Genomic DNA, 13,805 nt, shown 5'->3' with positions numbered 1-13,805 from the left:
AGTTATTCATCCTCCTTTTTCAGTTCCTGGGGTTTGGTGGTCATAATGCGGTAAAGCTCAGTATTCTTCGGGAAGTGGTCAACGAAGGGCAGGATGGTGGAGCCATAGAACAGCAGGCCCTCGCCCTCACCGGAGTGGGTCACATAGCTAAGCTGGTGCGTGGAAATGCCCAGCTGCTTGGCGAGAATCTGACGGTCTCCGCCTGCCTGGTTGAGCATATACACGAAGTCGGAGTTTTCAAAGATGTTCTCCACCTCGCGGCTGCTCAAAAGGTCTTTGACATTCTGGGTGATACCTGTCGGAATACCGCCCCATTTGCGGAATCGCTTCCAGATTTCCACCGTATAAGCGGCGGTCTGCTCCTCCTTCAAAAGCAGGTGCATCTCGTCGATGTAATAACGGGTGGACTTGTGGGCAGCGCGGTTAATGGTAACGCGGTTCCACACCTGATCCTGGACCACCAACATACCGATTTTCTTGAGTTGCTTGCCCAGCTCCTTAATGTCATAGCAGACAATGCGGTTATTGATGTCCACATTGCTCTGGTGATTGAACACATTGAGGGAGCCGGTTACATAGATTTCAAGGGCCGTGGCGATATACTGGGCTTCCTTTTCCTCCTGTGAACGGAGCAGGTTATATAGGTCCTCCAGTATGGGCATATTCTCCGGGCGCGGGTCATTGAGGTAGGTCTGATAGACCAGACGCACACAACGGTCGATGATGGTTTTCTGCACCGGCTGCAATCCGTCCTTACCGCCCACGATCAGCTCACACAAGCTGAGGATAAAGTCAGACTTGAGGGACAGCGGGCTTTCATCATCCGAATAGTCCAGGTTCAGATCCATCGGATTGATGTAGTTGGTTGAGGTAGGCGAGATCTTGATGACCTGCCCATGCAGACGATCCACCAGAGGTGCGTACTCCGCTTCCGGGTCACAGATGATGACATCATCATTGGTAAGCAAAAAGCAGTTGGCAATCTCACGCTTGGCGCTGAAAGACTTACCGGAACCCGGCGTACCCAAAATCAAGCCGTTGGGGTTTTTCAGCAGCTTTCTATCCACCATGATGAGGTTGTTGGACAGGGCATTGATGCCGTAGTACAGGGCTTCCTTGCCGTTCTGGAATAATTCCTGTGTGGTGAATGGTACAAAGATAGCCGTAGAACTGGTGGTCAGCCCTCGCTGAATCTCGATCTGATTGAGTCCCAGGGGCAGACAGCTCATCAGCCCTTCTTCCTGCTGGAAGTCCAGTCTGGTCAGCTGGCAGTTATACTTCTGGGCAATAGAGCCTGCCTGAAAGATGTTGTTGCCAAGCTGACGGGGGGTGTCCGCTGTGTTCAGCACCAAAAAGGAGACCAGGAACATTCTCTCGTTTCGGCTCTGCAAATCCTGCAACAGCTTTTTCGCTTCGCTGCCGTAGGTGGCAAGGTCAGAAGGAATGATGTCCATGTCGTATCCGGCGCGGACTGCTTTTTTCTGTTCCTCGATCTTACTGCGGTCCAGATCGGTAATCTTACGCTTTACCGTTTTGATGGCTTTCACCTGATCCACCGACTGAATGTGCATACTCACAATGAGCGAGCTTTCCATATCCAGAAAATCAGCCAGCAGACGGTCATTCAGCTCTGGGGCTAAAATCTGCAAAAAAGAAACAGCCCCGTATTTCTTGCCCATACGGAACTGCTTGCCGGTGCGGAACTCAAAGGAGCTTGGTGCAATAAAATCTTTCGTGGACAGGCCGGAAGGAGCCAGCCAGTCCCATTCAAACTGAAACGGGAGCTGTTCATCCATGTGGAATACCGCATGAAGCTGGGAAAGCCTTTCCTTACCGTCCAATGTTCTGGCGGCTACACCAAGACGCTTGAAGTTATTGAGTATATCGGTCTCAATACGCTCCAGACGGGGCTTGGCGGCTTTGATGCTGTCAGCGTTGATACCAAAGGTCAGGTATTTGGTCTTGATGAGACCGTTGTTGCCTCTGACCAGCTGATTTTGCAGCATCGTGGTATATTCCTCACGGATACTGTCAAAGGCATCCCCCTGGGGCGGAATGGAAATGGAGTTGGCAAAGGTCTCCTCCGATGCCGCAAGGTTCAAAAAAGACAGCTGGAAGTGAATCGAGCTGTCGAAATAATTGAGGAAATCACACCAGCCCTCAAAGATCGCGGTCTTATCTTCATTTTGGGAGAGCTGATAGTTGATGTCCTGAAACTGAATGGTCTTTGTGTAGTGGCTGTCCGATACGCGGCAGATCCCGTCCGGCCACATTCGTTCATAGGGGATACTGTCCTGTGCCGATTTTCCTTTTTTGTCCGTGCGGTTGGCGCGGGCAATGGCCGCTTCGATCTGCTTCTTATCGGCGCGGGACAGCTTTTTCTTTGTCTTTACCGGATGCACGGTCTTTTCTTCCGGTTTTCCCAGCAGACGGCGCAGCCAGCTTTTCATTGCGGTGAACAATGTCATACACCTCCTTATCGAGCATTTCCTGCCGCTTTAATACGGCATAAAAGTTATTGGTCTGGTAGGGACGCTGCTTGGGACGGATCACAGCTACTTTGAGGATGTTGCCGACGATCTTTTCCAGGGGCTGTCCATGCTTTTCATACATTGCCAGCAGGAAGAAGGGCATCATGACCAGCATCATACACATGGCAGCCATGCTGTTTCCCGCAGGCTCACGGAGCCACAAGAACAGCGGTACACCTACAAGCGCCCCGGCGGTAAAGCAGACCAGCTGCCTTCGTGTCAGATTGAACATGACCTTGGTTTTGACTTTGGTTAAATCTTTGGGTACGGGTACATAAGCCATATTATCCACCTCCTTTATGGGAATGAAATAGAGCTGTCCACTTCATTTCCCCACACATCCCAACCGGGTGTGGATTGACGAGCAAACAATTCTATGCGCGGGAGATCACCCATCAATGAGACAATGCGTTCTCTGGCTTCCTGCGGTTTTTTTGAATGTTCTTCAATGTGAGAGACAATGACCTGATGAACAGCTGCGTTTATACGCTTGGGATGTCCTTTCGTTGCGAGGATACAAAGTTCCACATTGGAGCGCGTCCAATATCCCATTCCCCAGAACAAGCTATCTGCCTTTCGATTTTGCTTTACCCAAACAAAGCCGACGGTTTTATAGGTAAATCCCCATGCCTTCAGAACTGAGAGACCTTCCAGTAAACATGGAATCGTGACCCATAAAAACAAGGCACAGTCTTTATCCGCCAAGTTGCCTACTGGCAGCGCACAAATATCCTCGATACTCATGGTCGGATAGTGACTTTCTGCACTGCGTCCCAATCCTTTCTTGGAATATACTTTGTAGTTCCATGGCGGGTCTGCGTAAATGATTTGATATTTTTTCATACAGAACCCTCCTTTAGTGCGCCTGAAAGACTGATTTTGCGAGACTGCCGGTTTTGAACAGCGTAAAGCACAGCAGTACGGTGTAGCCCACGCAGCTCCAGATTGCCATGATGATGTCATCTTCCAGAGCGATGTTCTGCACCAGCACAGCATAAATTGCCACGCAGACGATAATGAGAAACGCCTGAAAGCCCAGCGCCAGCAGGGATCGGAGGTAATTCTGTCCCATACCGCCCCATTCTTTACCCATCATTGCAGCCATTGGAACGGGAGCCACCGAAGTCACAAGGTAGATTTCGATCATACGGCCATAAATAACGATAAAGATACAGATATATAACGCCCACATAGTAATGCCAATAAAGAGGGATTGGAACCACAGTCCGAACAGCGGTCCCAGATCCATTTCCATCAGCCTCGGTTCCAGATCGGTCATAACTGAGGAAATGTCAATGGACGCATCCGAATTGATAACCCCTGCCGCCTGCGCCACTACGCTCTGCGCCATATCAAAGACGCCCATCACGATATTCCATGTATTTGTGACAATGAGGATGGCAGCGGCTGATTTGAACACCCACTTGAAAATCATCCAGGTGTCCACATCATGCAGGTTGTTCTTGTCTGCGATCATCTGGATCAGGTCTACGGTCATCACGATAGCCAGGATCACGCCTGCAATCGGCACCATGATGGAGTTGGACAGATTCTCAATCATGCTGAAAATACTGCCATTCCATCCCTGTGGGGTCTGGCCTACCTGTACGGATATATCCGCGACCTGCTGGTTTACACTGTCAAACATCCCCGAAAGGTTGCTCATAATGCCGCCCACCAGCATTTCTTTCAGCCAATTTGTCAGGGCTTCAAGTAAGAAATCCATACGGTGTCAACCTCCTTTCCGCCGCCCCCGCAAAACTGCGGGAGCGGCAAGGATTTCATACGGAGACGCTTAGACAGAGAAAAGCCCGGAGAGCAGAGGTACAAGGACCATGCCTACCACGGCTACACCAGCACCGGCCATGAGCTGTTTTATCCCCAATTAGGTGTAAAACTCTGCTCGATGGCGGGCGGCGGCGTACAAGAAATCTATATGGTGTTTTTAAGAGAACCGTCCCGGCGGGACAGGTCAGGCAGTGACCTGTTCCACCTCCGGGATGGGTTTGAGATTAAAATGAATTTCGATAGAAATGTGTCTTGTTTTATCTTCGTCTATGCGCTCATGCACGACGATTTCTTTGATTAAGCGGTTGAGGGTGGCTGCGTCCAGCTCTGTGATATTGGCGTATTCCTGAACGGCTTCCACCCATTGTTTTGCGTCATTGGCAAGCTGGACTTCATCGGACAGCCGCTTTCTGCCCTCGGACACTTTTGTTTTAAGCTCCGTCTGCTCGGTCTGTGTCTTTTCCAGCATGGTGTTGAAATTCTGCTCACTGATACGCCCTGCAATCATATCCTCATAAAGCCGCATTACCATTTTGTCCAGAACCTCAATCCGTTCCTCGTCCCTTGTAAGGGAGCGTTCCATTGCTTCCCGCTGTTCCCGCTGCTCGGCTTCACAGGTATTGGTCAGGCGGTCGGCAACCGCTTCCCCGTCCATCAGGGCAGCTCTGGCACATTCCCGGATTTTCCGCAGCACATGGCTGTAAAGGGTGTCATAGTCAATCCGGTGCTGGGTGCAGTGGTTCTTTCCAAAGGCATTGTAGGTCTTGCAGGAGTAAATCCGCTGGGGATGTTTTGCGTTTGTGTAGCGTATCGTCAGCGACTTCCCACACTCGCCGCATTTTATCAGTCCGGCAAACAGGCTGATTTCATTGGTCTGCCCCGGACGCTGGCGGGATTTCAGCTTGTTCTGCACAATATCAAAGCTCATGCGGTCAACCAGCGGTTCATGCTGTCCCTCCACCACAATCCAGTCCTCCGGCTTCTTTTCCCCAATCGTGCCGATTTTGAAACGGTAGTCCTTTTTCTGGGAAGCAATCGCCCCGGTGTAGACGGGATTCATCAAAAGGTCTTTGATAACGGAGAAGTCCCACATATACCGCCCGTTTTCCGGGTCTTTCTTTTCCCATTTGGTGCGGGTATTGCGAAGCCCCCGTTCCCGGTTCCACCATGTGGGGCAGGGGATTTTTTCTTCCTCCAGCCGTCTGCGGATATAGTTCGGACCATGACCGTTTAGGGCATATCCGAAAATCAGCCGCACAATGGGGGCGGTTTCCTCGTCAATAAGCAGATGGTTTTTGTCCTCCGGGTCTTTCCGATACCCAAACGGGGCAAGACACCCGGTAAACTGTCCTTTCTGCGCTTTCAGAAGATAAGAGGAATGGACTTTCTTGGAAATATCCTTGCTGTACATCTCGTTCAGGATATTCTTGAACGGGGCAATATCGTTGTTATCCCGCAGGGTGTCGATACCGTCATTCATGGCGATATAGCGGACACCGTTTCTTGGGAAAAAGTCCTCAATCAAATGCCCGGTTTGCAGATAGTTACGCCCCAGTCGGCTGAGGTCTTTCGTGATGACAAGGTTGATTTGCCTGCGCTCAATGGCTCTCAACATTCTCTGTAAATCAGGACGCTCCATATTAAGACCTGTGAAGCCATCGTCCTGATAGACTGCCACAACCTCCCATCCCTGCTTTTCGCAGTATTTTTCCAGCATATCACGCTGGTTTGCGATACTGGCACTTTCGCCTTGCAGGTCATCGTCCTTTGACAGCCTGCAATAGACCGCCGCACGATAGCCCCCGGCAAGTACCGAACCGATTGTTCTGTATTCCATTTCGTTCATCATAGCCATTTACCCACACAATCCAGACGGTATCTGGCTCTTTTGAACCTCATCTTCATTATACTTCAAAACTTTCTTTTTAGCAAGATATTCTTTCGTATTTGTCCTTCCATATTTCTGGGAAATCAGGCTGACGAACACATCGGTTGCGTCCAGTTCCCCGTCAAACACCGTTGTAACATGAATCTCTGTTTTGTTTTTTGCCATAGGCAGTTATCCTCCATACATGAAAATAACCAGACAGAGGGTGTCGGCAACGAAGTCCGGCAACGGGCTTCAAAAGACCTTGCAAACAATCTCAATCTGGCGATGGTTACTATTTATACTTTTCTTTTATTTTTCTGTTGTTTTGGTTGTCATAGGGGAGAAAAGCCGATAGTTTCGGGATTTTCCACGGCAACCGGCTCGGCAACGGGATAGCAACAGGGGGTGCAACGGGCTGTCATTTTCAGAATGGAAGCTCCATCTGTTCTGTGACCTCCACAAAACCGTCCATCGTTTTTTCAGACGGGTTGCCGAAGTCCGTTGCCGGGTTTTCACGCTCCCAGCCCTTTTGTCTGCCATATTCTGAAAACATTCTTGGGTTCGTGAAGTACCGCCAGCCGGAAATGCACTGGTTCATAATCTCGTTGATTTCCCGGATTTCCCATTGCTTCGGTTCGTCAAAGGCATGGTTCAAGGCTTCCTTGTAGAGCTGCTTGGAGCAGACCATGCTCCCGGTGTACTTATCAAGATACGCCTGTATCATTCCGGCTTTGGTGTCCTCCGGCATAAAATCCCGCTGGTGTTCTTTGAGATACCGCTGCATGGCGGGGCTGAAAGCCAGCTTGAACCTGCCGCTTCGGTAAATCTCCATCGCTTCCGCCCACATCTGCTCAATATAGGCTCTGGAAGCAGCTTCATCCTCCAAAATGTGAACCTCGGCTTGCTCCGGGTACACCATGACGGGGATAAAGCGGCGGTTGCCGGAACGGTCAAGGGGCAGGAAGTCAAGGGCATTGGAAGTGCCGCCAAACACGCACTGACGGGGGCGGTCTGCCGGGTGGGTTTCATAGGGTATCTTGTAAACCTCTTTCTGCCGGCTTAAAAATGACTTGATTTCCTCAATGCTCTTGGCATTGGCGGTTGCCATCATTTCCGACATTTCGATAATCCAGTGACCTTGCAGCTTGCGGTACACATTGTCATCGTCCAGCTTCCGCAAATCATCGGAGAACCACTCGTCCCGGATTGCCAACAGACGGAAGAAAGTGGACTTGCCAGCCCCCTGACCGCCGACCAGACAGAGCATGATTTCAAACTTGCACCCCGGCTGAAAGGCTCGTGAGATTGCACCCAGCAGGAACAGCTTCAACGCTTCATAGGTGTAATCGTCTGCGTCAGCCCCCAGAAAGTGCCGCAGGCAGAAACGGATTCGTTCTGTCCCGTCCCACACACGGGTATTGAGATAGTCCCGGATGGGATGGTACTTGTTTTCATTTGCCACAATCCCGATGGCGTTATCAATCTTTTTCTCATTGGTAAGCCCATAGGTTTCTTCCAGATAGAGAAGCAGATACTTCATGTCCGTATCGTTCAGGGCTGTGCTTTCCCTGTGGAAGCCGATGGGCTTTATGATGTCCTTGCGGTCGGTCAGGATGTTGTATGCGATAGCCCCGGAAAGCAGCGGGTCATGCTGGAATACGGTCAGGCAGTTCCGTATGCTCTGACGGACACCGCCTTTCTCGGTAGTTTCCAGTCCCACCTTGATTTCCTCAACGCTCTGGGGCGGCTGTATGGTGTTCATGGTGTTTTTTAGTTCTTGCTGCGTCTGCGGCTGCAAGCTCTGCCATTCGCTGTTCAAGCTGTATCACATCCTTTCCGTAGTCCGTAATCAAAGCCGCTTTTTCCTCCGTTTCCCCGAACAGCAGCACATCCAGCAGATATTCCACTTGGTCTTGCTTCTGTAAGGCTTCCACAAACCGGGGATGAAAGGCTTCCTCCGGGGAGTGCGGGGCATATTCCTTTCTCCATGCCCGGAGCAGGTGGAGATAGTCGGCAAGAATACGGAAGCAGCGGCTCTTTGCTTCCTGAAACTGTTCCTCCGGGGATTTCTGCCGGGGCTTTGGTTTTTTTGCCTTTCCCGGCGGTTTCCAGTCCTCATAGGAAAGCCCGAAGTCCTGTGCCAGTTGTACGGCGGCTTCTTTCTTTCCCAGCCCATACAGGGCGGCGGCAAAATCAATCACATCCCCATCAGCACCGCAGCCGAAGCAGTGGTAACGCCGATCCAGCTTCATGCTTGGGGTTTTATCGTTATGGAACGGGCAGCAAGCCATCCCGTTCCGACCTACATGGATTCCATAATGCTCCGCAGCCTGTCTTGTTGTGACGGACTGCTTCACAGCTTCAAATACATTCAAATCTATCCCTCCTTGAAAACAAAAAAGCACCTGACATTCTCTGATTGAAAATGGCAAGTGCCTGTTAAAGTTCCATATCCTGTTGTTTGTGTTTCGTCTGTGCCGGGACAGTTCTTTGTGCTTTTTTCTCGTCAGCCTTATCCTGCAAGACTTCCTTGATAAGCTGCTTCTTGGGCGGCTCTTTGCTTTCTTCTGTGCCGGGTGTAGCTTTCCGTACCCAGTAGCGGATGTCCCGCAGCTTCTTCAAATCAGCCTGTACCTCGGTCAAAGGTTCTTTCAGCTCTGCGATTTCGCTGAGAAGTTTTTCCTGCTCCTCTTGCAGCTCATTTTGGGTACTGTCCTTATCGTCCGGGTGCTTGGCAAGGTAGGCGGCGGCTTTCTCATACCGGGCAACCTCCGGGTGTTCCTGTTTGAATTTCTCCTTTGTTTTCTTAAAAAATATCTTCTGGTACTTCTCATAGACAGGTTTACATTCCTTGCAGTCCGTTCGGGCAGCAAGAATCCCGTCAATCACTTTGCTGCGGGCTTCCTTTGGCTTCATCTGACTGCGGTAATCGGAGGCTGATTTCCCGGAAGATTCCAGAAATGCTTCTAAGTCCTCCACAGTGGAAAGCCCCTTTTGCCGGAGATAGGACAGTGCTTCGCTGACTGCCTTTAAGTCCTGTGAAGTCCCCCGGTTCTGTCCAGCCCTTGTCCAGTCTTTCCGTTCTTCCTTTCGTATCTCCATATACTTCATCAGCAGATTAGGAAGAAGTGTCGCTTCCTCCGCCGCTTTTTGTGCAAGCAGCTCTTTCCGTTTTTCGCCCAGCTCGGTAATCCAGCCTTTGAGGTTTTGGATGAGCTGACGGATAGACTTCATCAGGCGGTTGGCGGCTTTGATTTCCCGGTTCAGGTTGCCGATATTCGTTTGGATACCCCGCTTTTCCATCTGCCGGACAGCAGCTCCCTCATGGACAGTAGGGATAATATCAAGCCCCTGTCTGGCATAAGAACGCAAGTCCACACGTTCCGGGCGGTCATTGGCTTCCAGATAGCGGTTCTGGATGACCTCCCATTTATGCCGCCAGATTTCGCAATACTTCTGGTCGTTCCAATCAACCGTATCCTCCTTGTGGCTTTTCCACCTGCCGGACGGAAGTTTTATCCGTTCCCCGTTTTCGTCAAGGTCATAAACCTTGCGGCTCTTGGGAAGCCATTTTCCATGTTCGTCCATTGCCCTCATAGTCAGCAGGACATGGGCGTGGGGATTGTGTCCCGGCGGATGGGGGTCATGGATGGCAAAGTCAGCAATCATGCCTTTGGAAACAAACTGCTGCTGGCAGAACTCCCGGACAAGGACAGCGTACTGGTCGGGCGGTATCTCTCTGGGGATGGTAAGCACCCACCGCCTTGCAAGCTGGGAGTTCCATTGCTTCTCCATCGCTTCGACTGCGTTCCATAAAATATTGCGGTCTGCATACTCCGGCGGGGCATTAGGTGGGAGCAGGATTTCATTGTGGACGATACCACGCTTTTCCGGGTAGTGCTTCACTTGCTGGTCGTATTCACAGAACAGCTTTTCGCCGCTTTGGTAAGCAGCGGCGGCAACCGCAGACTGCCGCTGGCTTCGCTGAACAATTGTGATTTCGTTGTGTGGACAGGGCATTTCGTGTCCCTCCTTTCTATGCTTGGCAGATGGGGTGGCGTTTTACCACCTCATTTTGGGCAGAAAAAAAGCAGGAGACCTTTTTCAGATTTCCTGCTCGGTGTGCCGCTGTGTGGGCGGCGGGTATTTAGTTGTAAAAGTTCGGGACAAGTTGACCCGATGTAAAGCTAACAAACTGAAATTTGACTTGCCTATTTTCTTAAAATCTCATGTGGAGCTTCTATTTCATTTGCCAAGGTATGCTCTGTTAATTCTGACATCAATTTCAATTTTTTATTAATCAATGGTCGCATACAATTAGGAACATGTTCCTGATGCGCTCTGTGGATTGCTACACATTCCTTACAGTTTCCGTGATAACGACAGGCTTTCAGGCAAGGACAGTGATCTTTGTCTTTATACTCCTTACGAAATTCCGCTGCAAATTCTTCTTGCAGTCTCAGCCCCTCGACACGGTTTCCCTTATGAAATTCTACCATTGCATCCAGTTCTTTCTGGTTCCCTTCAATCTTCATGTTATTATAGCGCCTCCATTTCAACTATTCCTCATTTTCTGATAAATTACGATTTATTGCTGACTTTATTATACTTTATTGCCTATCAAAAAGATAGCATATTTTATGAAACTTGTCGGCTGGGAACAGCTTGCAACGCAAGGTGTCCCCAGATGGCAAGTCCACAAAAGGGTAGCTGGCGAAAGCCAGCGCAGGGGAAGCGTAGCGTCCCCTGTTTGATTTGGAGCAGACCATGACTGCGGAAAATCACAGCCCTCCGGCGAGGAGCCTTCGGAGAACGCAATGCACCAACCTCTGGGTGGTGTATAATTGCGCCCTTAGTAAACTAAGGGGTTTCCGGCTTCTTCCGTTCCAGCAGTTTTTTCAATAGTTCCTGCGTGTCCTGCCTGTGAAAAATGAGTTTTAACAACAGCATGACATCATCGTCTGTCAGGCGTTCCGGCTCTTGCAGAAAACTTTCCAGCATACCGCCACGAGTGCAGAGCCGGTGCGTCCGTTCCTTTCGGGTAAGCTGCTTCAACTGGTGTTGTAATGCCTTTTCATCATTGATAGCTTTCCGCAGTTTCTTTTCGCTTTTTTCCAGCTCCCGGTTGAGTTTTTCCAGCTTTGAGGTATCAGGCAAGGGCAGCGTCCTCCTTTCCCGGTATCAGCACATAAATTCGGTTCGGTTCTCCAACACCCTGATGCACCCGCATGATAAGTCCGGCGGCTTCCAGTTCATTCAAAGAACGCTTGACCGTCATGGGACTGCGGGACAGGACTGCGGCAATGGCTGTGACAGGGAAGCAGACAAACAGGATTCCGTTCTCGTCCTCCTGTCCTTTAGAGAGTATAGCATCCAACATCCGGCAGTACATGACCTTTGCGGTGCTGCCGACTGGAAATCCTGTCAACGCTCTGGGAAATGGCATACATGGCGGCAATGGTGTGTCTATCGTCATAAATTCAAAATTCATTCGGTGTGTCCCTCCTTTTTCTTTGCTCGTTTGGATAAATAACGGGGGCAGTCAATCACAACCGCCCGGAAGCTCTGCTTGCACCCATGCTGGCATTTCCGGCATAATTCGTTGTAAGTGACACGCCCCCGGTCATTAAGGTAAAAGGAAAGCTCATGCTTCCTCTTTTTGCTCATTCTCGGCATATTGCACTTCCTCCCGTTTTAGTGTATGGTTTCGGGGCGATTTTCGGCAAAATTACAGCCATAGAGCCGCCTAAAATCTCCCGAAGTATCAGCGATAGGGTAGACTATCCCCCTATCAGATTGTCGTGTTTCGGTATCATTTCGGTATCAGTTCGCCAGTTCTCCCCGGTGTCGTTCCTCCCCTGAATCTCACAGCGGCGTATCGCTCCCTTTGGTACGCTCGTTTCGGTCAGGGTTCCTCCATATCCCTGCCAAAAGTCATGGCGCTACATCGCCGGGGAAGCATATCCCACACAGGCTGGTCATTCGATTGGAATAATCCATCGATGAACTACCTGTATCATAGAACATTTTTGTGCCCTGTGCCGTATGTCCACAAAGTAGGAATTAAGGGTAAAAATCAGAAATTTCCACGATTGCGGAAAGTATGATATAATCCAGTTAAGCGGCAGTAATGAAACCGCCGGAAAGGAGCGTGCGCCCATGAAAGGAGCGACAAGCATACAGGAACGCCTTTGGGAACTCCGCAAGGACAAAGGCTTAAATCTGGAAGAATTATCAGAGCTGACGGGCATTTCCAAATCAGCTCTTGGCAGTTATGAAAAAGAGGATTATAAGGAAATCAATCATGGCAACCTTATCACGCTGGCAGACTTCTATGGGGTTTCCGTTGATTATCTGCTGTGCCGGACAGAGAACCGGGAGCAGATCAACACGCCACTAACAGAGCTGCATTTGAATGATGAGATGGTGGCACTTCTGAAAGGCGGTCGGATTAACAACCGTCTGCTCTGTGAGCTTGCCACTCATAAGGACTTTATCAAGTTTCTTGCGGACATTGAGATTTATGTAGATGGGATTGCCACCATGCAGATTCAAAACCTCAACGCCCTTGTCGATACTGTCCGGCATGAAATCATTGAACGGTATCGCCCCGGCGAAGACGACCCGCATTTGAAAGTGCTGCAAGCCGCCCATATCAGCGATGATGAATATTTCAGCCACATGGTTCTTGATGACCTCAATCTCATTATCCGGGATATTCGGGAAGCCCACAAAAAGGACAGCGAGAGTGCGCCCCAGACCACCGTTGCCGATGAATTGAAAGAAAATTTGGAAGCGGTTGAAAATTTCAAGGGCAGTCGGGATGAAAAGCTGGTTGTCTTTTACTGCAAGCAGCTCGGCATCAACTATAAAAATCTGTCAGACGAAGAATTTCGCTGGCTCATTCGGATTCTACAAAAATCAAAGAAAACAGGAACTCCTATCAGTCAAAGGAAAAAACGGTAAAGAAAAACCGCTGTTGCATGGTTGTGTTTGCTTCCATGTAGCAGCGGTTGGTGCTATACTTATTCAGTTAAAATTTCAAAGCGATAAAGTGGAATTTATCTTAGAAATTACAGCAATGTTATTTTGATAAACTTTCAAGAATTGAAATATCATGCTTATCTTTATCTCTTAATTCATAACCTGAGTGGAAAACTCTTTGGCCTTTTAAGGATATACAAGGAATTGTTTTTCCTTCAAAAAAAGCACTACCAAAGTAATCTTTTTCAAACTCATACCAGCCACCCTCTAAATCAGCTTGTTTTGAAGTTCCGTCCTCATTTAAAACGAACGGGTGAATGTCTAAGTAACCAAGTTCATCACTATATAACTCTATTCTAACCGGTTTCCAGTCTGTATCAATTTTATAGCCCAGATTCAAAAGCACATTTAACAATTTTTCCGTATGTTGAGCATCAAAATTTATATCTATATCTCTATGAATTCTTGTTTGTTTACCAGCTAAAATATCTACACCCCATCCGCCATCCAACCAGTATGTAATTCCAGTATTTTCGAATAATTCTATTACTTTCATTAAATCTTCTTTTGTTGTTATTTCTTTTCTACCCATACAAAGTCTCCTTTACAACTTCTAATTTGTAATAATCATT

Annotated in this window: 15 protein-coding genes and 1 pseudogene; 1 reads left to right on the top strand and 15 read right to left on the bottom strand. The window is 49.2% G+C overall.

The window, feature by feature from the left end; translation table 11 throughout:
- Window positions 1-2 precede the first annotated feature (2 nt).
- From DXA87_RS12005 to DXA87_RS11935, 14 genes and pseudogenes are all read right to left on the bottom strand, one after another.
- Window positions 3-2,402, bottom strand: a complete 2,400-nt coding sequence (locus DXA87_RS12005; protein ID WP_006059580.1) for a VirB4-like conjugal transfer ATPase, CD1110 family — start codon at window positions 2,400-2,402, stop codon at window positions 3-5.
- Window positions 2,359-2,814 carry a PrgI family protein gene (locus tag DXA87_RS12000; RefSeq protein WP_002589059.1) on the bottom strand — a complete coding sequence of 152 codons (456 nt, stop codon included), beginning with the start codon at window positions 2,812-2,814 and terminating at the stop codon, window positions 2,359-2,361. The genes DXA87_RS12005 and DXA87_RS12000 overlap by 44 nt, the downstream gene beginning before the upstream one ends.
- Window positions 2,815-2,828: 14 nt before the next feature.
- The gene (locus DXA87_RS11995; protein WP_002589060.1) at window positions 2,829-3,374 is read right to left on the bottom strand and encodes an MT-A70 family methyltransferase; all 546 of its coding nucleotides are present in this window, start codon (window positions 3,372-3,374) and stop codon (window positions 2,829-2,831) included.
- Between the two features lie 13 nt (window positions 3,375-3,387).
- A complete protein-coding gene (locus tag DXA87_RS11990) occupies window positions 3,388-4,257 on the bottom strand; it encodes a VirB6/TrbL-like conjugal transfer protein, CD1112 family (protein WP_024724981.1) in 870 nt (289 codons plus the stop codon).
- A gap of 69 nt (window positions 4,258-4,326) precedes the next feature.
- A pseudogene (locus tag DXA87_RS11985) lies at window positions 4,327-4,413 on the bottom strand (Maff2 family mobile element protein); the annotation flags it as partial.
- Window positions 4,414-4,503: 90 nt separating this feature from the next.
- Entirely contained in the window at window positions 4,504-6,174 is a 1,671-nt protein-coding gene (locus DXA87_RS11980; protein WP_117504561.1) for a recombinase family protein, read from the bottom strand.
- Window positions 6,175-6,372 (bottom strand): hypothetical protein, encoded by a 198-nt coding sequence (locus DXA87_RS11975; RefSeq protein WP_117504559.1) that lies wholly within the window; start codon window positions 6,370-6,372, stop codon window positions 6,175-6,177.
- A gap of 241 nt (window positions 6,373-6,613) precedes the next feature.
- Complete coding sequence (locus tag DXA87_RS11965) at window positions 6,614-7,951, bottom strand: virulence-associated E family protein (protein WP_117504557.1); 1,338 nt, start codon at window positions 7,949-7,951, stop codon at window positions 6,614-6,616.
- Complete coding sequence (locus tag DXA87_RS11960) at window positions 7,920-8,564, bottom strand: CHC2 zinc finger domain-containing protein (protein WP_117504555.1); 645 nt, start codon at window positions 8,562-8,564, stop codon at window positions 7,920-7,922. The genes DXA87_RS11965 and DXA87_RS11960 overlap by 32 nt, the downstream gene beginning before the upstream one ends.
- Window positions 8,565-8,628: 64 nt before the next feature.
- A complete protein-coding gene (gene mobQ, locus DXA87_RS11955; RefSeq protein WP_117504553.1) occupies window positions 8,629-10,209 on the bottom strand; it encodes a MobQ family relaxase in 1,581 nt (526 codons plus the stop codon).
- Between the two features lie 191 nt (window positions 10,210-10,400).
- A complete protein-coding gene (locus DXA87_RS11950) occupies window positions 10,401-10,724 on the bottom strand; it encodes a hypothetical protein (RefSeq protein WP_004613237.1) in 324 nt (107 codons plus the stop codon).
- Between the two features lie 325 nt (window positions 10,725-11,049).
- Window positions 11,050-11,346 (bottom strand): DUF3847 domain-containing protein, encoded by a 297-nt coding sequence (locus tag DXA87_RS11945; RefSeq protein WP_097786106.1) that lies wholly within the window; start codon window positions 11,344-11,346, stop codon window positions 11,050-11,052.
- The gene (locus tag DXA87_RS11940) at window positions 11,339-11,680 is read right to left on the bottom strand and encodes a DeoR family transcriptional regulator (protein ID WP_117504551.1); all 342 of its coding nucleotides are present in this window, start codon (window positions 11,678-11,680) and stop codon (window positions 11,339-11,341) included. The genes DXA87_RS11945 and DXA87_RS11940 overlap by 8 nt, the downstream gene beginning before the upstream one ends.
- Entirely contained in the window at window positions 11,677-11,865 is a 189-nt protein-coding gene (locus DXA87_RS11935) for a hypothetical protein (RefSeq protein ID WP_117504549.1), read from the bottom strand. The genes DXA87_RS11940 and DXA87_RS11935 overlap by 4 nt, the downstream gene beginning before the upstream one ends.
- 483 nt (window positions 11,866-12,348) lie before the next feature.
- On the opposite strand from DXA87_RS11935, the gene DXA87_RS11925 reads away from it, so the two are divergent.
- Entirely contained in the window at window positions 12,349-13,155 is an 807-nt protein-coding gene (locus DXA87_RS11925) for a helix-turn-helix transcriptional regulator (RefSeq protein WP_117504547.1), read from the top strand.
- 118 nt (window positions 13,156-13,273) lie between these two features.
- On the opposite strand, the gene DXA87_RS11920 is transcribed toward DXA87_RS11925, so the two are convergent.
- Window positions 13,274-13,765: a hypothetical protein gene (locus DXA87_RS11920; protein WP_009266803.1), complete on the bottom strand. Its 492-nt coding sequence runs from the start codon at window positions 13,763-13,765 to the stop codon at window positions 13,274-13,276.
- Window positions 13,766-13,805 lie beyond the last annotated feature (40 nt).

The sequence above is a fragment of the Desulfotomaculum sp. OF05-3 genome, from assembly GCF_003435535.1.
GTDB lineage: Bacteria > Bacillota > Clostridia > Lachnospirales > Lachnospiraceae > Pilosibacter > Pilosibacter fragilis.
This window is presented reverse-complemented; position numbering and strand designations above follow the sequence as displayed.